The sequence below is a fragment of the Enhydrobacter sp. genome (assembly GCA_025808875.1).
In the GTDB taxonomy this organism is placed as follows: Bacteria; Pseudomonadota; Alphaproteobacteria; order Reyranellales; family Reyranellaceae; genus Reyranella.
The window spans coordinates 4,928,706-4,947,005 of record CP075528.1 but is presented as its reverse complement, the minus strand read 5'-3'; the positions used below and the strand labels follow the sequence as shown (position 1 = coordinate 4,947,005).

Annotated in this window: 19 protein-coding genes; 7 read left to right on the top strand and 12 right to left on the bottom strand. The window is 66.8% G+C overall.

Going from position 1 to position 18,300, the window contains the following annotated elements; all coding sequences use genetic code 11:
- Positions 1 to 3 precede the first annotated feature (3 nt).
- The gene (locus tag KIT25_24535; protein ID UYN95142.1) at positions 4 to 195 is read left to right on the top strand and encodes a DUF1289 domain-containing protein; all 192 of its coding nucleotides are present in this window, start codon (positions 4 to 6) and stop codon (positions 193 to 195) included.
- On the opposite strand, the gene KIT25_24530 is transcribed toward KIT25_24535, so the two are convergent.
- Complete coding sequence (locus tag KIT25_24530) at positions 192 to 1,001, bottom strand: enoyl-CoA hydratase/isomerase family protein (protein ID UYN95141.1); 810 nt, start codon at positions 999 to 1,001, stop codon at positions 192 to 194. The genes KIT25_24535 and KIT25_24530 overlap by 4 nt on opposite strands.
- Positions 1,002 to 1,075: 74 nt before the next feature.
- Here KIT25_24530 and KIT25_24525 point away from each other — a divergent pair, with 74 nt between their 5' ends.
- The gene (locus tag KIT25_24525; GenBank protein ID UYN95140.1) at positions 1,076 to 2,680 is read left to right on the top strand and encodes a serine hydrolase; all 1,605 of its coding nucleotides are present in this window, start codon (positions 1,076 to 1,078) and stop codon (positions 2,678 to 2,680) included.
- A 12-nt stretch (positions 2,681 to 2,692) separates the two neighbouring features.
- On the opposite strand, the gene KIT25_24520 is transcribed toward KIT25_24525, so the two are convergent.
- The 6 genes from KIT25_24520 to KIT25_24495 all read right to left on the bottom strand — a co-directional run bounded on the left by KIT25_24520 (position 2,693) and on the right by KIT25_24495 (position 8,170).
- Positions 2,693 to 3,469: a succinate dehydrogenase iron-sulfur subunit gene (locus tag KIT25_24520; protein ID UYN95139.1), complete on the bottom strand. Its 777-nt coding sequence runs from the start codon at positions 3,467 to 3,469 to the stop codon at positions 2,693 to 2,695.
- A 9-nt stretch (positions 3,470 to 3,478) separates the two neighbouring features.
- A complete protein-coding gene (locus tag KIT25_24515; GenBank protein ID UYN95138.1) occupies positions 3,479 to 5,311 on the bottom strand; it encodes a succinate dehydrogenase flavoprotein subunit in 1,833 nt (610 codons plus the stop codon).
- Between the two features lie 2 nt (positions 5,312 to 5,313).
- Complete coding sequence (gene sdhD, locus KIT25_24510; protein ID UYN95137.1) at positions 5,314 to 5,700, bottom strand: succinate dehydrogenase, hydrophobic membrane anchor protein; 387 nt, start codon at positions 5,698 to 5,700, stop codon at positions 5,314 to 5,316.
- 10 nt (positions 5,701 to 5,710) lie between these two features.
- Entirely contained in the window at positions 5,711 to 6,109 is a 399-nt protein-coding gene (gene sdhC / locus KIT25_24505) for a succinate dehydrogenase, cytochrome b556 subunit (GenBank protein UYN95136.1), read from the bottom strand.
- A gap of 124 nt (positions 6,110 to 6,233) precedes the next feature.
- Positions 6,234 to 7,292, bottom strand: a complete 1,059-nt coding sequence (locus KIT25_24500) for a MaoC family dehydratase (protein UYN95135.1) — start codon at positions 7,290 to 7,292, stop codon at positions 6,234 to 6,236.
- Positions 7,289 to 8,170 carry a CoA ester lyase gene (locus KIT25_24495; GenBank protein UYN95134.1) on the bottom strand — a complete coding sequence of 294 codons (882 nt, stop codon included), beginning with the start codon at positions 8,168 to 8,170 and terminating at the stop codon, positions 7,289 to 7,291. Before KIT25_24495 ends, KIT25_24500 begins: the two co-directional genes overlap by 4 nt.
- Before the next feature lie 67 nt (positions 8,171 to 8,237).
- Between KIT25_24495 and pdxY the strand changes: the two genes are divergently transcribed.
- Together pdxY and KIT25_24485 are read left to right on the top strand one after the other, a co-directional pair.
- Complete coding sequence (gene pdxY, locus KIT25_24490; GenBank protein UYN95133.1) at positions 8,238 to 9,089, top strand: pyridoxal kinase PdxY; 852 nt, start codon at positions 8,238 to 8,240, stop codon at positions 9,087 to 9,089.
- Between the two features lie 7 nt (positions 9,090 to 9,096).
- The gene (locus tag KIT25_24485; GenBank protein ID UYN95132.1) at positions 9,097 to 9,792 is read left to right on the top strand and encodes a LysE family transporter; all 696 of its coding nucleotides are present in this window, start codon (positions 9,097 to 9,099) and stop codon (positions 9,790 to 9,792) included.
- Here KIT25_24485 and KIT25_24480 read toward each other — a convergent pair.
- The 5 genes from KIT25_24480 to KIT25_24460 form a co-directional block, all read right to left on the bottom strand.
- Positions 9,789 to 10,379, bottom strand: a complete 591-nt coding sequence (locus tag KIT25_24480) for a malonic semialdehyde reductase (protein ID UYN95131.1) — start codon at positions 10,377 to 10,379, stop codon at positions 9,789 to 9,791. The genes KIT25_24485 and KIT25_24480 overlap by 4 nt on opposite strands.
- Before the next feature lie 57 nt (positions 10,380 to 10,436).
- Positions 10,437 to 11,858 carry a glycosyltransferase family protein gene (locus KIT25_24475; GenBank protein UYN95130.1) on the bottom strand — a complete coding sequence of 474 codons (1,422 nt, stop codon included), beginning with the start codon at positions 11,856 to 11,858 and terminating at the stop codon, positions 10,437 to 10,439.
- A 64-nt stretch (positions 11,859 to 11,922) separates the two neighbouring features.
- Positions 11,923 to 12,936, bottom strand: coding sequence for an aspartate-semialdehyde dehydrogenase (locus KIT25_24470; protein UYN95129.1), 1,014 nt, complete (start codon positions 12,934 to 12,936; stop codon positions 11,923 to 11,925).
- Positions 12,937 to 12,984: 48 nt separating this feature from the next.
- Complete coding sequence (locus KIT25_24465; GenBank protein ID UYN95128.1) at positions 12,985 to 13,956, bottom strand: tripartite tricarboxylate transporter substrate binding protein; 972 nt, start codon at positions 13,954 to 13,956, stop codon at positions 12,985 to 12,987.
- A 14-nt stretch (positions 13,957 to 13,970) separates the two neighbouring features.
- Positions 13,971 to 15,383, bottom strand: a complete 1,413-nt coding sequence (locus KIT25_24460) for a sulfatase-like hydrolase/transferase (protein ID UYN95127.1) — start codon at positions 15,381 to 15,383, stop codon at positions 13,971 to 13,973.
- A 106-nt stretch (positions 15,384 to 15,489) separates the two neighbouring features.
- Here KIT25_24460 and KIT25_24455 point away from each other — a divergent pair, with 106 nt between their 5' ends.
- From KIT25_24455 to KIT25_24445, 3 genes are read left to right on the top strand one after another with little or no spacing between them, the layout of a single operon-like run.
- The gene (locus KIT25_24455) at positions 15,490 to 16,701 is read left to right on the top strand and encodes a CoA transferase (protein UYN95126.1); all 1,212 of its coding nucleotides are present in this window, start codon (positions 15,490 to 15,492) and stop codon (positions 16,699 to 16,701) included.
- A complete protein-coding gene (locus tag KIT25_24450) occupies positions 16,698 to 17,912 on the top strand; it encodes a CoA transferase (protein UYN95125.1) in 1,215 nt (404 codons plus the stop codon). The genes KIT25_24455 and KIT25_24450 overlap by 4 nt, the downstream gene beginning before the upstream one ends.
- A gap of 8 nt (positions 17,913 to 17,920) precedes the next feature.
- Positions 17,921 to 18,256, top strand: a complete 336-nt coding sequence (locus tag KIT25_24445) for a DUF962 domain-containing protein (GenBank protein UYN95124.1) — start codon at positions 17,921 to 17,923, stop codon at positions 18,254 to 18,256.
- Positions 18,257 to 18,300: the final 44 nt, after the last annotated feature.

The following is an 18,300-nucleotide window of genomic DNA, read 5'->3' as shown; positions in this document are numbered from 1 at the left end:
GCGATGGCCGGGCAGACACCTCAGCCGACGCGGCGGGTCATGTCGCCCTGCATCGGCATCTGCATGATCGACCCCAAGGGCAGTGGTTTCTGCCTCGGTTGCAAGCGCACCATCGAGGAGATCGGGCGCTGGGCGATGATGGACGACTCGCAACGCCAGGCCGTGCTCGATCAACTGCCCGGCCGGACGTTCTAGCGCCCCTTGAACACCGGCTTGCGCTTCGCGCGGAAGGCCGACGTTCCCTCCCGGTAGTCGTCCGTCAGGCCGGTGAGCACGTTCTGATCGGCGTCCATGTGGGAGGCGAGATCGTCAAGGGCATGGGCGAGCCGGTTGATCGTCGTCTTGGTCATGCGCACCGGGATCGGCGGCTGAAGCGCGATTCGCCCGGCGAAGGCCATGGCCGCGGCGAGGGCCTCGCCGTCCTCGACCACCTTCTCGGCGAGGCCCCAGGCCAGCGCGTCGGCGGCCTCGATACGGTCGGAGGCCAGGATCACCGCCTGCTTGGTGCGCGCCGGCCCCATCAAGGCAAGCATGCGCGGAATCGAGCCCCAGCTCATGTTCATGCCGAGCTCGACCTCGGGGATGCGGAAATGCGCGCTCTTCCCGCAAAAGCGGAAATCGAGGGCGACGACCAGCGCCGCGCCCCCGCCGATGCAGTGCCCCTCGATGGCGGCGATCGTGACTTGATCCATGTCCTGCCAGGCGCGGCACATTCTCGGCCCCAACCGCTGGCGGTGGATGCGCTCGCCGACCGACAGAGAATCGCGCGCGCGCCCCTCGGGATCCTTGAGGTCGAAGCCGGCGGAGAACGCTCTCGCCGAGCCGGTCAGAACGACAACGGACGTCTCGAGATCATCCTCGAAGTCGCGCGGCACGTCGCGCAGTTCGCGCATGGCCTGCTGGCTCAGCGCGTTGATGCCGTCACCGCGGTCGAACCGCACCACGGCGATTCGACCCTGCGGTCCCAATCCCTTCTCGATCGTCACGAAGCGCCGTTCCATCGCGATGCTCCTCTTCTCGGGGCACGGTAGCGCCTCGGCTTTACAAGTGCGAGCCGCGCCGCTTGACTGACGAAATGGCAAAACCCGTCGATTCCCTTTCGCTTGAGCGGCGCGTCGATGCGCTGTTCGCGCGCTACGATCGCCCCGATTCACCCGGCGCGGTCGTTGCCGTCATGCGCTCGGGCCATGTCGAGCTGTGCAAGGGCTACGGCCTCGCCAGCCTCGAGCACGGCGTGCCCATCGCCCCCAAGACCCGCTTCCGCATCGCCTCGGTCAGCAAGCAGTTCACGGTGACGGCGGTGCTGATGCTGGCGCACGAGGGAAGGCTCAAGCTTTCCGATCCGCCGCAGGCCCACCTGCGCGAACTGGCGCCGCTGCCCGTCACCATCGACCAGATGATGCGCAACTGCTCCGGCCTGCCCGACTTCCTCGAGCTGCTGCGGCTCGGCGGCCACAGCCTCGACAAGCCGGCCCGGCCAGCCGACCTGCTCGCCGCCTGCGTGCGCAACCGGCATCTCAACTTCGCGCCCGGCAGCCGCTTCCTCTACAGCAACACCAACTTCCTGCTGCTCGGCGCCGTCGTCGAGCGTCTCTCCGGGAAGAAACTGGGCGAGTTCCTGGCCGGCCGCATCTTCAAACCGCTGGGCATGAGCCGCACGCTGCTCGCTCCCGAGATCGACACCGTGATCCCCGATCTGGCGACGGGCTATCTCGGCGACATCGACCAGGGGTTCCGTCGCGCCGGCCATGCCTATCCGCAGGGCGGCGAAGGCGGGCTCGTCTCCTCGGTCGAGGATCTGCTGATCTGGAGCCGCCACTTCGACCGGCCGCAACTCGAGCCGATCGACCTGCCGGCTCAGCTCCAGGCGCAGAAGCCGCTGCTCGACGGTCACGTCAATCACTATCGGCGCGGTCTCGACACCGCCCTGTTGCGCGGCCTGCATACCGTCGGCCATGGCGGCCTGTGGCCGGGCTTCCGCACCGAGTTCCTGCGCCTGTCCAGTGTCGACCTCACCGTGATCGTGATCTCCAACCTCGCGACGCTCGACCCGTGGCGGCTGGCACGTGCCGTCGCCGTCGAGGCCCTCGCCGGAACGCCAGCCCTCGCCAAGCCCGTGGCGCCGGCGACACAGGCCGAGATCAAGGCGATTTCGGGCGTGTGGTTCAACGCCGAGGAACCGTCGCTGTTCGAGCTGACCTGGCGCAACAACGAGCCCGTCGTGGTCCAGAACGGCATGCCCTTCGCGCTGGCGAGACGCGCCGACGGCTGGCTGGCCGCCGAGCGCGGATCCTTCGAATTCGCCTTGAAACCGCTCCGCAAGGGCACCCTGAGGGTCGATCTCGGCGCCGGACGCATCCTCACCTTCCGGAAGCTCGGCAAGCGCAAGCCGGTGCCGATGGCGATCGAGGGAACCTACGTGTCCGCCGACGCCGGCGCCGTCTGGCACGTCCGGCGCGGCGGCAAGGACGTCACCATCGCGGTGAGCGGCCCCCTGGTCACGGGTGGCGCACCCTGGAGCATCAACGGCCTCGATGGCGACACGGTCGAAATCGTGTCCGCTCCCGGCTGGATCGTCGCCACCCAACTCGCCCGCCTCGAGCGCAAACGCGGCGGCGCCGTAAAGGCACTCGTCGTCTCGACCGGCCGGGTGAAGAGGATGCGCTTCGAGCGCGTCTAGCGATCAGCGCGATCAAATCGTCCGTTCGACCATCATCTTCTTGATTTCCGCGATCGCCTTGGCGGGGTTGAGGCTCTTCGGACAGGTCTTGGTGCAGTTCATGATCGTGTGGCAGCGGTAAAGCCGAAACGGATCCTGGAGTTGGTCGAGCCGCTCGCCCTTGGCCTCGTCGCGGCTGTCGGCCAGCCAGCGGTAGGCCTGCAACAGGATGGCCGGGCCGAGATAGCGCTCGCCGTTCCACCAGTAGCTCGGGCACGACGTCGAGCAGCAGAAGCACAGAATGCATTCCCACAGTCCGTCGAGCCTGGCACGCTCCTCGGGCGACTGCAGGCGCTCTCGGGTCGGCGGCTGGGTCGCCGATTTCAGCCACGGCTCGATCGAGGCGAGCTGGGCGTAGGGCACGTTGAGATCGGGCACCAGGTCCTTCACCACCGGCATGTGCGGCAACGGATAGATCTTGATGTCACCCTTCACGTCCGAGATGTACTTGGTGCAGGCGAGTGTGTTGGTACCGTCGATGTTCATGGCGCACGAACCGCACACGCCCTCGCGGCAGGAACGGCGGAAGGTCAGCGAGCTGTCGACCTCGTTCTTGATCTTGATCAGCGCGTCGAGGACCATCGGCCCGCACGCATCCATGTCGACCTCGTAGGTGTCGATGCGCGGGTTCTTCCCGTCGTCCGGCGTCCAGCGGTAGATCTTGAACGTCTTGACGTTCTTGGCGCCATCCGCCTTGTAGGTCTCGCCCGTGCCGATCCTGGAATTGGCGGGCAGTGCAAACTCGGCCATCGCTTCCTCTCAGTAGACGCGCGCCTTCGGTGGGAAGGACTGAACGTCGTTGCTCATCGGCTGCAGGTTGACTGGCCGGTAGTCGATGCGGGTCTTGCCCGTCGCTTCATCGACCCAGACCACCGTGTGCTTCAGCCAGTTCTTGTCGTCGCGCTCGGGGAAATCCTCGTGCGCGTGCGCGCCGCGGCTCTCGTGGCGGTTGGCGGCGGAATAGATGGTTCCCATCGCCTGCGCGATCAGGTTCTCGAATTCCAGCGTCTCCATCAGGTCGGAATTCCAGATCATGGAGCGGTCCTTGACCTTGATGTCGTCCTTGCCGGCGAACACCTTGTCCATGTTCTGGCAGCCTTCCTGGAGGCTCTTGGTGGTGCGGAACACCGCGCAGTCGTTCTGCATCGTCTTCTGCATCAGCGCGCGCAGCTGCGACGTCGGCGTGCCGCCGTCGGCATGACGCGCCTTGTCGAGACGGGCGATCGCTTCCTCGCCGGCGCTCTTCAGATCCTTGTGCGTCTCGCCGGGCTTCATCAGTTCGGCGACCCGGTTGGCCGCGGAGCGGCCGAATACGACGAGCTCGAGCAGCGAGTTGGAGCCCAGGCGATTGGCACCATGCACGCCGATCGAAGCCGCCTCGCCCAGCGCCATCAGGCCCTGCACGACGGCGTAGGGATCGCCGTCCTTCACCGTCATGACCTCGCAGTGATAGTTCGCCGGGATGCCGCCCATGTTGTAGTGGCAGGTCGGCAGGATCGGGATCGGCTGGCGCGTGACGTCGACGCCGGCGAAGATGCGCGCGGTCTCGGCGATGCCGGGCAGGCGCTCGTGGATCACCTTCGGGTCGAGATGCTCGACATGCAGCTCGATGTAGTCCTTGTTCGGCCCGCAGCCGCGGCCCTCGCGGATCTCGATGGTCATCGAGCGGCTGACGACGTCGCGCGAGGCGAGGTCCTTGGCCGACGGCGCGTAGCGCTCCATGAAGCGCTCGCCGTTGCCGTTGGTGACATAGCCGCCCTCGCCGCGCACGCCCTCGGTGATCAGGCAGCCCGCGCCGTAGATGCCGGTCGGGTGGAACTGTACGAACTCGAGGTCCTGCAGCGGCAGGCCGGCGCGCAGCGCCATGGCGCCGCCGTCGCCGGTGCAGGTGTGGGCCGAGGTCGCGGTCTGGTAGACGCGGCCGTAGCCGCCGGTCGCCAGCACCGTCTTGTGGGCGCGGAAGCGATGGATGGTGCCGTCGTCGAGATTCCAGGCCATGACGCCGCGACACACGCCCTCGTCCATGATCAGATCGAGCGCGAAATACTCGATGAAGAATTCGGCGTGGTTGCGCAGCGACTGCTGGTAGAGCGTGTGCAGGATGGCGTGGCCCGTCCGGTCGGCGGCGGCGCAGGTGCGGTGGGCGATACCCTTGCCGTAGTCGGTGGTCATGCCGCCGAACGGACGCTGGTAGACCTTGCCCTCGGGCGTGCGGCTGAACGGCACGCCGAAATGTTCGAGCTCGATGATCGCCGGGATGCCGTCGCGGCACATGTATTCGATGGCGTCCTGGTCGCCCAGCCAGTCCGAGCCCTTGACGGTGTCGTACATGTGCCAGCGCCAGTCGTCGGGGCCCATGTTGCCGAGCGCCGCCGAGATGCCGCCTTGCGCCGCCACGGTGTGGCTGCGCGTCGGGAAGACCTTGGTGATGCAGGCCGTCTTGTAGCCCTTGTGTGCCATGCCGAAGGTGGCGCGCAGACCGGCGCCGCCGGCGCCGACCACGACCACGTCGTACTCATGGTCGACCACGGTGTAGGCGCGGCCACCGATGTTGAACGTGCCCGGCGCGGCGCCGTTGCTTTTCCCGGCCATGTCTAGCCTCCGAACCCGATACGCATGATGGCGACGATGGCGCCGAGGCCGAACAGCACGGCGACGAACCTGATCGCCACGATGAGCGCCAGCTTCCAGCCCTCGCCGTGGACGTAGTCCTCGATCACGACCTGCATGCCGAGCTGGCCATGATGCAGTCCGATCACGATGGTCAGGACCAGCAACACCATGACGAGCGGCGCGCCGATCCAGGCGCGCACGGTGGCGTAGTCGGCGCCGCTCAGCATCACCAGCGAGATCGCGAACCACACGGTGAGCGGGATGAGGGCGATGGCGGTGAGCCGCTGCGCCCACCAATGGGCAAGCCCGTCTTTCGCCGAACCGAGGCCGCGGGCGCGGGCAAGGGGAGTCCTGAGATCGCCGTTCATCGCGCCCTCCTCACACCAGCCCGAGGCCGACGACCCACGACAGCAGCGTGGCGACCGCCGAGACGGCAACGACGATCCAGCCGCTACGATAGGTGTCCTTGAGATCGAAGCCGTAGCCGGCGTCCCAGAAAAGATGCCGGATGCCGTTGCACAGATGGTAGAAGAGGCAGAACAGCCACCCGCCGAGGAATACCCGCCCGACGATCGAGCCATTGAAGTCCTGGAACAGGGCGTAGGCCTGCGGGTTGGAGGCGGCGTACATCACCCAGGTGGCGAGGTAGAGCACGCCGACCGACAGCGCGACACCGGTCGCTCGATGCAGGATGGAGAGCATCGACGTGAGCTGCGGGCGATAGACCTGCAGATGGGGGGAAAGCGGCCTCGATGTCGGCCGATTGGCGACGCTCATCGCGTTGATTCCTCGATTGGCCTAGTGCGGGACCGTTTTAGCGCGCGCCGCCTTCAAGTCAACGAAAGTCCCCGACGTCGCCGGGCTAAGTGCCCGAAACGGCAACGAAATCCGCCTATCGGCATCACCGCGGCATGAGCAGCCAATAGTCCAGATCGAGCACGACGGCGGGATGATACTTGCCGTCCGGCCCCTTGCCTGGGAACGATTCGCAAGTGCAGTCCTTGGCGGCGACGGTGCGCACGCGCAACGCGCCGACATCGTCGCGGCCAGGCAGCACCGCCTTCTCCAGCACCTCGGACCAGGCATAGATCGTGTCGCCGCCGAAACTCGGCCCGACGTGGCTGCCGGCGTTGAACGCAGCGACGCGAAAGCCATTGGCGAGGCCGTTGAAGGACAGCGCGCGGGCGTAGGAGATGATATGACCGCCATAGGCGAGCCGCCGGCCGAAGCGCGTGCCTTTCGCGGTGTGCGCCTCGAAATGCACGCGCGCGGTGTTCTGCGTGAGCCGCGTCGAGAACATGTGGTCGGAGTCCTCGAGCGTGTAGCCCGAGACATGGTCGATCTTCTCGCCGACCTCGTAGTCGCCCCAGCGGTGCGGCGAGCCCGAGGCGACGTCGTCGTACTTCGACGCGTCGAGCCCGGCCGGCACGATCAGAGCGCCGGGCGCGACCGCGAGCGCGGTCTTCGGAACCGAGGCAGGCTGCACAGCCGCCGAGGAATCGCGCTTGCGCACCATCACCCAGCGCACGTAGTCGAGCACCATCTCGCCTTTCTGGTTGCTGCCGACGGTGCGGACCCAGACGACGCCGCTCTCGCGATTGGAATTCTCGCGCAGGCCGAGCACGGTCGAGCGCACGGAAAGCGTGTCGCCCGGATAGACGGCAGCTCCCCAGCGGAACTCGGCATAGCCGAGATTGGCGACGGCATTGGCCGAGATGTCGGCGACGGTCTTGCCGATGACGACATGGAAGACCATCAGATCGTCGATCGGCGCGCGCGGCAGGCCGAGCCGGCGGGCGAACTCGTCCGACGAGTTCAAGGCAAAACGCGAACCGAACAGGCCGATGTTCAGTGCCGCATCCGCTTCGGTCAGGGTGCGTGGCGTGGCGTGACGGAACTCCCGGCCGACGTGGAAATCCTCGAAGAAATTGCCCGGCGTGGACTTGCTCTTGCCCGTCATGCCGCCGCCCGCAGCTCCTCGATGGCGGCGGCCAGCGCCAGCGCTCGCTCGGCCTGCTCGACATGCAGGTTCTCGATCATGCGGCCGTCGACCGTGGCGACGCCCCTGCCCTCGGCCTGTGCCGCCTTGAAGGCGGTGACGATCTTGCCGGCCATCTCCAGTTCTGCCGCCGATGGCGCGAAGATCTCGTTGCAGGGCTCGACTTGACCGGGATGGATCAGTGTCTTGCCGTCGAAGCCCATCTCGAGCCCCTGCCGGCACACCGCCTTGAAGCCCTCGGTGTCCTGGATGTCGTTGTATACGCCGTCGAGGATGGTGAGGCCGTGGGCGCGGGCGGCGAGCATGCAGAGCCCGAGCGCGGTGATCATCGGCAGGCGTAGCGGCGTGTGGCGCGCGCCCATGTCCTTCACCAGATCGTTGGTGCCCATGACGAAGAGCTGCAATCGCGGATGGCTGCCGGCAACCTCCCCGGCGCGCAGGATACCCCTGGGAGTCTCCATCATGGCCCACACCGCCATCGATTGCGGTGCGCCCGCCGCTTCGAGCAGACCGACCACGGCCGCCACATCGGCGGCGCTCTCGACCTTGGGCACGAGGACGGCATCGGCGCCCGAGCCGGCGACGGCGGCCACGTCGTCCTTGCCCCATTGCGTGCCGAGGCCGTTGCAGCGGATCACGATCTCGCGCCCGCCATAGCCGCGACTCCTTGCCGCCGCGACGACGTTGGCGCGCGCCGCCGCCTTGGCATCGGGCGCGACGGCATCCTCGAGATCGAAGATCAGGGCGTCCGCCGGCAGGGTGCGGGCCTTTTCGAGCGCGCGCGTGTTGGCGCCCGGCATGTAGAGCACGCTGCGTCGCGGACGGACCTTGCTCGCCATCTCAATCCTCCTGGAAAGCGCGGCGGACTATAATGAGGGGTCTCCTTGTGGCAAGCTGGCGGCGGCCATGCGTTTTCTCTCGCTTCAGAGCCACGTCGCCTACGGCTACGTCGGCAATCGGGCAGCGACCTTTCCCCTGCAACGATTGGGCCACGAGGTCTGGGCCGTGAACACGGTCGAATTCTCCAACCACACCGGCTATGGCGCCTGGCGCGGCCGGGTGGCGCCCGCCGACCAGGTCGCCGAGATCGTGCACGGCATCGAGGCGCTCGGCCTGCTGCCGACCTGCGACGTGCTGCTCACCGGCTATGTCGGCGACGCCGCCCTGGCCGACGTCGTGCTCGACACCGCGCGCCGCCTGCGGGCCGCCAATCCCGGGGCGATCTGGTGTTGCGATCCGGTACTGGGCGACATCGACACCGGCATCTACGTGAAGGAGGGCATCGATTCCTTCTTCCGCGACAGAGCCATGCCGGCCGCCGACCTGATCACGCCCAACCATTTCGAGCTCGAGCATCTGACCGGCCGCAAGGTCAGGCGAATGGACGAGGCGCTCGACGCGGCGCGGTCCCTTCTCCACGGGCCGAAGCTCGCCCTGATCACCAGCCTGCGTCGCGCCGACGCGCCTGCCGACGCGATCGAGATGGTCGCCGTCACGCGCGAGACGGCATGGCGGGTGGCGACGCCGTTGATCGGCTTCGAAATCGCACCCAACGGCACGGGCGATGCCGTCGCCGCGCTGTTCACGGCGCACTGGAGGGAGGACGGCGACGTCGCCCTGGCGCTCGGCAAGGCGGCGTCCTCGATCTTCGCCGTGCTGGAAAAGACGCACGCCATGGGCGAGCGCGAACTGCAGCTCGTCGCCGCCCAGGACGGATTGGTGGCACCGACCCGGCGCTTCGCCGCCGAGAAGCTGTAAGTCGGCGATGAACGTCCCGGGCTTCGTCTTCAATCCGGTGTCGCTCGCGATCGAAGGCGCCGTGATAGGCTTTCTGATCGCGGTGCCGGTCGGACCGGCGGCAGCACTTTGCATCCGCCGCTCGATAACGGTCGGTGCCGTGGCAGGCTATCTGACGGGCATCGGTGCGGCGCTGGGCGACGCGGTCTTCGGCGCCGTGGCGGCTTTCGGCCTCTCCTTCGTCGAGGCGTTCGTGGCCGAGCAGGAAGCGTGGCTGCGCGGAGTTGGCGGGCTGATCCTGGTCGTCATGGGCTGGATAACCATGCGCCATCGCGTGCGCACCGTCGGCGATCCCGTGCGCGACGACCGCGAGCACCGCGTCGCGACGCACATCAACTACGCGACCTCGAGCTTCTTCATCACCGTCTTCAATCCCCTGACCGTGATGGCCTTCGGCGCGGCCTTCGCCGGCCGCAACCTGGCGGGCGTCGGCGCCAGCCTGCCCGACGCGGCGCTGCTGGTGACTGCGGTGTTCTGCGGCGCGCTCGCCTGGTGGGCCATCATCTGCACCGCGGCAGCGTCGCTGCGCACGCACTTCACCGGCACCGGCATGCGCTGGCTGAACGGCATCGCCGGCGCCATCATCCTCGGCTTCGGCGTAGTTGCGCTCATTTCCCTGTTGCCGTTGCCGTGGCAGGAGATCGCCGACGCGCTCGATCTCTAGCCCAGCGTGCAAGCCTGCTCGAAGGTCAGTCGCGGATTGCGGCCGAACAGGCTGGCCGGATCGCCATAGCCGATGTTGCACAGGAAGTTCGACTTGAAGCGCCCGTCGGGAAAGAACGCCGCATCGACCTTGGCGTTGTCGAAGCCGCTCATGGCGCCGACATCGAGGCCGAGCGCACGGCAGGCCACGATCAGGTAGGCACCCTGCAGCGTGCCATTGCGCAACGCGGTCGTGCGCGCCACCTCCTCCTTGCCCGGCCCACTGAACCAGCTCTTGGCCGTTTGGTTGTGCGGGAAGGTCTCGGGCAGGTGCTCGTAGAATTGCGAATCGTAGGCGACGATCGCCGTCACCGGCGCCGCCATCGTCTTCTCCGTGTTGCCGGAGCTGAGTGCGGGCCGCAGTTTCTCCTTGCCGTCGCGGGTGCGGATGAAGACGACGCGAAGCGGCTGACAGTTGGCCGACGTCGGCCCCCACTTCATCAGGTCGTAGACGGCGCGCAATTGGTCGTCGGTGACCGGCCGGGGCAGCCAACCGTTGTGGTTGCGGGCGGTGCGGAGAATTGTATCGAGCGACGCGGCGTCCAGCATGCGGCTCCCCTTGGTGCGGGCCGAACCGTAGACGAGGCGTTGGGACGGGTCGAGCCGCTAAGCCGCGACGCCGTCGCCCTTAAGCGCGTCGATCTCACGCCGCACGTCGGTGAACACCGAGTCCCAGTCGGCCGGTCGCGGCTGACGGAACAGGCGCGCGTTCGGATACCAGCCCGGCAGCTGCCAGCGCCAATCGGCGGAGAAGGGCAGCATTATCCAGGTACGCAATCCCATGCCAGCAGCGAGATGGGCGACGGGCGCGTCGATCGACACCAGAAGATCGAGCTGGGCAAGAGCGGTCGCCGCTTCGGCGAAGTCGAAGATGCCGCGGCCGACATCGTGAACCAGGCCGCCCGCACCGTGCTGCTGGATGTCGCGCTGATGTACGCCGCCTTGCAGACTGAACATCAGCAGCTCGGGATCGCCGCCGAAGGGCAGGAAATTGGCGAACGACACCGAGCGCTGACGATCCTGCGGCTGGCCGGGCATGGCGGCCCAGTAGATGCCGATACGCAGTCGCGCCCGTTCGCGCCGCCCGAGCTTGATGCGGCTGTCGGTCGGCGGCGCCAGATAGGGCCGACCGACATCCGTGGTCTCGAAGTCGAGGCGACAAAGATGCGGTAGCGACACCATGGAAGCGTGCAGGTCGAACGGCGGCAACCGTTCTCCCTCGGCGATGGCCTCGTCGATGAAATCGAGACCGGCAAGCAGCTCCTTGAGCAAAGCCTGGCAGAGCACGAGGACGGTGGCGCCACGCCGCTTGAGCTCGCGCGCGAAGCGGACGAACAGCAGCACGTCCGACAGGCCCTGCTCGGGATGGAGCAGGACGCGCTTGCCCTCGACCGGCCCGCCATCCCAGGCCGGCTGCTCGAATTCCGGCGTCGGTGTCTCGGGCAGGCGCTTGCGCGCTTCGTAGGCGGCGAACCCCGGCGCGAGCTCGCCGCGCATCAACAGGGCAATGCCGAGCTCCATGCGCGCCCGCCGGTTGTCGGGAACGAGCGCCAGCGCGCGACCGAAGCAACCGATCGCCTCGTCGAGCCGGCCGAGATCGCGCAGGCAAAGGGCGAGATTGTAGAAACCCTCGGCATAGTCCCGGTTGAGCGTGATCGACTCGAAGTGATGCCGCACCGCCTCCTCGAGTCGATGAGCCGCGCGCAGCGCGTTGCCGAGATTGGAATGGAGCGCGGGATTGCCGGGATCGGCGGCGAGCGCCAGTCGGTGATGCGCGACCGACGCCTCGAGTTTGCCGGCGGCACGGAGTGCGACGCCCAGGTTGTTGTGCAGCTCGGCGTGGTAGGGCCGGACGTTCAGCAGCCGCAGGTACGACGTGATCGCCTCATCGAGCCGTCCGGCGCGATGGGCCTGCGCCGCCAGCCGCAGTTGCTGCACGAAGCTGTCGGCCTCGTTGGCGAAGAGCTGGATCGGCGCCGTGGCTTGCGATTCTGGTCGGGTCGGATGGATCCACGGAGTGTCGTTCACACTCTCATACTACATGAATCAACTCGGATAAGCATCTGTATTTCAATACTTATACGACGCGTCCCTAGATGTGGCCCTTGATCAATTCCTCGGCGATCTGCACGGCGTTCAGCGCCGCGCCCTTGCGCAGGTTGTCGCTTACCACCCAGAGCGCAAGGCCATTGTCGACCGTCGGATCGACCCGCACTCGGCTCACGAAAACGCCGTCCTGTCCGGTGATCTCCTGCGGCGTGACGTAGCCACCGGGTTCGCGTCGGTCGACGACCAGCACGCCCGGCGCCGCCGCCAGCAGACGCCGCGCCTCGATCTCGTCGAGCGGCTGCTCGAGTTCGAGATTGATCGCCTCGGCATGGCCGATGAAGGTCGGCACTCTCACACAGGTGGCATGGACCTTGATCCTGGGGTCGAGAATCTTCTTGGTCTCGACCACCATTTTCCACTCTTCCTTGGTCGCGCCGTCGTCCATGAAGGCGTCGATGTGCGGGATCACGTTGAAGGCGATGTTCTTGGTGAACTTCTTGGGGTCGAGCGTCTGGTTGACGAAGAAGCTCTTGGTCTGGTTCAGCAGCTCGTCCATCGCCTCCTTCCCGGCGCCAGAGGTCGACTGGTACGTCGACACGACGACACGTTTGATCGTCGCCGCCTCGTGAATCGGCTTCAGCGCCGTCACCATCTGGATGGTCGAGCAATTGGGATTGGCGATGATGCCGCGACGCTTGTAGCCGGCGATGGCCGATGCGTTCACCTCGGGCACCACCAGCGGCACGTCGGGATCCATCCGCCAGTAGGAGGTGTTGTCGATGACCACGGCACCCGCCTTGGCGGCGCGCGGGCTGTGCTCTGCCGATACCTTGGCGCCCGGCGAGCTCAGGACGATGTCGATGCCCTTGAAATCGAACTTGGCGAGGTCCTGGACCTTCAGCACCCTGTCCTCGCCGAACGACGTCTGCTTGCCGGCCGAGCGCGCCGAGGCGAGCGCCACGACGTCGTCGGCCGGGAAGTTCCTCTCAGCCAGGATCTGCAGCATTTCGCGACCGACATTGCCGGTCGCGCCGACGACGGCGACTCGATATCCCATGGGACCGCGAGATACGCGCCGTGCCCCTGCTTGGCAAGGCGTGGCCGCCTAACCGGCCGTCGCCCCGGACGTCTTGATGATCGGCAGCCACAGCTCGAGATCGTCCTTCACCAGTTTTTGTGCCGCCGCGGGTGGTCCGGGCGGCAGGGCTTCGATCCCTTGGGCCAGGAACTTCTCGCGCACCTGCGGCAATTGGCCGATGCGGTTCAGCTCGGTGTTGAGCCTGGCGATCACCGGCTCCGGCGTCTTCGCCGGCACCGCGAAGCCCATCCAGGTGTTGACGACGTAATCCTTCACGCCCGACTCGATCATGGTCGGCACGTCGGGCAGCAGCTCCGAGCGCTTCTCGCTGGTCACCGCGATCGGCTTCAGCTTGCCCGACTTGATCAGGCCGATGACGGTCGGCGTGTTGAACAGGCCGATCGCGACCTCGCCGTTGGCGACGCCCATGATGCCGGCGGGCGTCGCGCGATAGGGCACGTGCTGAAGCTTCACGCCGGTGCGCAACTCGAGCAGCACGCCCGACATGTGATGGCTCGTGCCGACGCCGCCCGACGAATAGGTGAGCTCGCCGGGCTTGGCCTTGGCCTGGGCAATCACGTCGGCCACGGTCTTCGCCGGATTGCCCGGGCTCACGATCAGCACGTTCGAGACGCCGCCGCTCGCCGTCAGCAGGCGCAGGTCCTTCAGCGAATCGTAGCCCGGCGTCTTGTAGAGGCCCATGTTGAAGACCATGGTGCCCTGCGACACCAGCACCATGGTGTAGCCGTCGGGTGCGGCGCGCGCCGCCTCGGCGGTGGCGATGGTGCCGCCCGCGCCGGTCTTGTTGTCGACCACGACCGTCTGGCCGAGCGCCTTGCCAAGCTCATCGGCGAACATGCGGCCCACGATGTCGGCGGTGGCGCCGGGTGCCAGCGGGATGATCATGCGGATCGACTTGCTGGGCCACGCCTGGGCATTCGCGGTGCCCGACGCCAATGCAACGCCACCCACCATCACGCCTCGTCTCGTGAGCCTCATCTCGCTCTCCCCCTCTAGAGTCCGACAGATTGCGCCACCAGGGACGCGAGTTGCTTGCGCAACCGCGCGACCGTGGCGCGCTCGCTGCGCTTGGCCGCGATGTTGTGTATCTCGAACGGATCGCTCTTGAGATCGTAGAGCTCGTCGCACTCCACGCCATCGAGCGACTTCTGCGTCCAGTGAATATATTTGTGGCGCCGGGTGCGGATCGCCTTGTAGCTCATACCGATCAGCCACGGCATGGCGTTCTCGCTGAAGTATTCGCACATGAAGGAGTTGCGCCAGCCCTTGGGCCGGGCGCCGCGCGCCAGCGGCCGGAGCGACAGGCCCTGCATGTGCTCGCAGTCGGCCGCCCTGCCGCCCGCTAGATCGACAAGAGTCGGCGCGATGTCGAGCGCCAGCACCAGCTCGTCACTCACCGTGCCCGGCCTGAACCAGGCGGGATAGCGGATGAGGAACGGCGACTTGATGCCCTCCTCGTAGGCGAAGCGGCGTTCCGGTCCGAGCCCGTGCTCGCCGAAGAAATAGCCGTTGTCGCCCAGGAACAGGATGAAGGTGTCGTCGAGTTGGCCGGTCTCCTCGAGCGCCTCGAAGATCTCGCCCATGCCCTCGTCGACCGACGCCATCATGGCCGCGCGCAGCCTGACCTCCTCGTCGGTGCCGGCCATGATGCCGTCCAGCAGCTTGCGCGACATTTCGCTGGTCCGTAGCTCGTGCGCCTCCTTCCAGGCTGGCTTGTCCTTCACCACCTCCGACGGCGGCAGTGCGTTCGGCCGACGCGGAAAGCGCGCACCCTTGTAAAGGTCCTCGTGTCGCGGCGCCGGCCGATAGCCGCGCCCCCCGCCCTTGGAGAAGTCGATCGTGCCGTCGGCCGCCTGGTGGGCGTCGGGGTGCACTGCCTTGTGCGCCAGGAAGAGCGAGAACGGCTTGTCGTGCTTCTTACGCAGAAATTCGACCGCGTGCGCATTCAGATGGTCGGTAATGTAACCGGGATATTTCTCCTCGATCCCGTCGATGTTCAGCACCGGATCGACGATCGAGCCGTGGCCGGGGAAGCTCACCCAGCGGTCGTAACCCGGCCGCGGCCCGCCCGAGTTGCCCATGTGCCACTTGCCGACGTGGGCAGTCTCATAGCCCAACCGCTGCAGGGTCACGTGATAGTTGGGCAAGCGATGGCTGTGGGCGTCGCGCGCCACATTGTCGATGATGCCATGCCGGCTGGCATACTGGCCGGTCACGATCGAGGCGCGGTTGGGCGAGCAGAGCGGCGTAGTATGGAATGCCGATGTGAAGCGCGCGCCCTCGAGGGCGATGCGGTCGATGTGCGGCGTCTTCATGAAGGGGTGGCCGCAGACGCCGACCTCGTCGAACCGCAGATCGTCGATCAGGACAACCACGAAGTTGGGCCTACGCTTCTTCGCCGCCATGTTCCTCCCCTTGCACGCCGCGTGCCGGAACGCACGCTAGCGGCCAGCCTTGACGACGGCCAGAGGGTCGCCGCTTTATCGGAGGGTAAATCGATCGGGGAGCGACATGACCGAGGCTGGCCTGCCCCTGGCGGGACTTCGTGTGCTGGACATCAGTTCGTTCATTGCGGCACCTGCCGCCGCCGTCGTGCTGGGCGATTGGGGTGCCGACGTGATCAAGGTGGAAGGCCCCGAGGGCGATCCCAACCGCCGGATCATGCACGATTCGTCGAACTATCCGAAAAGCGAGGTGAACTATCCTTGGCAGATGGACTCGCGGAACAAGCGTTCGATCGTGCTCGATCTCAAGAAGCCCGAAGCCCGCGCCGCCCTCGATCGGCTGATCGAGAAGTCGGACATCCTGATCTGCAATTTCCCTCCCCCGGTGCGCGACAAGCTGAAGCTCGCGTATGAGGACACGAGAAAGGTCAATCCGAAGCTGATCTATGCCTCGCTCACCGGTTACGGCGAGACCGGCCCCGACCGCGACCGGCCGGGTTTCGACGCCACCGCCTATTTCGCTCGCTCCGGCCTTCTCGACGCGCAGCGCTACGAAGGCGGTCCGCCCGGCGTGCCTGGTCCGGCGCAGGGCGATCGCGCCACGGCGATGGCGCTGGTGTCGGCGATCCTGATGGCTCTGATCCAGCGCATGAAGACAGGCGCAGGGTCATGGGTCGGCACGTCGCTGCTCGGCAACGGACTGTGGTCGTGCGGGGTTATCGCCCAGGCCGCCCTGGTCGGCGCGTTCCTGCCGCATCGCCCTCCCCCTGAACGGCCGCGTTCGGCCCTGGGCAACATCTATCGCACCGCCGACGATCGCTGGCTGCAGCTCACCATCGTGCGCACCGACAAATTGTGGGCGCCGCTCTGTCAGGCGCTGGAGCGCCCGGAGTTGATCGATGATCCGAGATTCGCTTCCGAAGCCGAGCGGCGCAGAAACTCCGCCGATCTCGCGGCCCTGATGAGCGCGATCTTCGCCGCCAAGCCGTACGAGCATTGGCGTCAGGCGCTGGCCGCCAAGGAAGTCACCTTCGGCGTCATCAGCCGGCCGCAGGACGTGCCTGACGACGAGCAGGCTGTCGCCTGCGGCGCCGTCATCGGGACCGAGATTCCCGGCATGCCGCGCACGCTTTCCAATCCAATCCGGCTGGGCTTTGCCGAACAGCGTATCGCGCACACCGCACCCGAGCTCGGCGAACATACCGAGCAGATCCTGCGCGAAGCAGGCCTTTCCGCGGAGGAGGTGGCGGCGTTGCGCCAGAACGGAGCGATCCGATGAGCGATGCACTGCCGCTCGCCGGCCTGGTGGTGCTCGACGTCAGTTCGTTCATCGCCGCACCGGCGGCGGCGGTCACGCTCGCCGACTTCGGCGCCGACGTCATCAAGGTGGAACCGCCCGGTGACGGCGATCCGCACCGCCAGAGCTACACCAGCCCGAACTATCCGCGGGCCGAGAAGCAGGTGAACTTTCCCTGGCAGCTCGACGGGCGGTTGAAACGATCGATCGCGCTCGACCTCAAGAACGAAGGCGCGCGCGGGGTACTCGAGCGGCTGATCCGACGCGCCGACGTCATGATCGTGAACTTTCCGCCGCCGGCTCGGGAGCGGCTTCGCTTGCGCTGGGAGGATGTCGAGCCGTTCAATCCGCGCCTCGTCTATTGCTCGCTCACCGGCTACGGCGAGACCGGCCCCGATCGCGACCGTGCGGGCTTCGACGTCACCGCCTATTTCGGCCGGTCAGGCATCCTCGACTCGGCGCGCTACGAAGGCGGGCCACCCGGCTTGTCGCTGCCCGCCCAGGGCGACCGCGCGACGGCCATGACCCTGGTTGCCGCAATCCTGCTCGGCCTGCGTCATCGCGACCGGACCGGCAAGGGCGGCTGGGTCGGCACGTCGCTTTATGCCAACGGCGTGTGGGCCAACGGCACCTCGGCGGCCGGCGCCCTCGTGGGCGCCAAACTGCCGCCGCGTCAGTCTCCCGACAGGCCGCGCAACGCCATGACCAACCTCTATCGCACCGCGGACGATCGCTGGCTGCAACTCATCATGGTGCGCGACGATCGCCTGTTCGAGCCCTTCTGTCGCACCGTCGGCCGAGAGGATCTCGGCCGTGACCCTCGCTTCGCCGATCGTGAATCGCGGCGCAAACACGCTCGCGACCTCCAACGCGAACTGGCCACGCTCTTCCTGTCCAGGACCTACGCGGCATGGGAGAAATTGTTGAGTCCGGTAGGCGTTCCCATCGGCGAGATCGGCAGGCTGGCCGACGTGGTCACGGACGAGCAGGCCGAGCACGCCGGCATCTTCGCCGACACCACCAACCCGGAGATTCCGCGTACGGTGAACAATCCGATCCGGCTCGGATTCGCCACACCGCGCCCCGCCGGCCCGGCCCCGGCCGTCGGCGAGCACGGTGACGAAATCCTGCGGGAGCTCGCCTACGGCGACGACGAGATCGCCGCCCTGAAAAAGGCCGGCGTTTTGGGTTAGAATAGTTCATGGCCCAGCGCTTCCAGACCTATGCCGAGTTCTGGCCGTTCTACTTGCGGGAACATGCCAAGCCGGCGACACGCGCCGTACACTATTTCGGCACCGTCTTGTCGGCGGTGGTCCTGGTCTGGGCGGTTGCGACCCAGAGCTGGTGGTGGCTGCTCGTCGTGCCGGTCCTCGGGTACGGGCCTGCCTGGTTTGGCCACTTCTTCATCGAAAAGAACAGGCCGGCCACGTTCGAGGCACCGGTCTGGTCATTGATCAGCGACTATCGCATGTGCGGCCTGTTCCTCGCCGGACGGCTTGGCGACGAGCTGAGGAAGCACCAGATTCACGGCCGCTAGGCTGAAGCGCCGCCCCTTGCGTCTCCATGGGACGGAGGCCACAT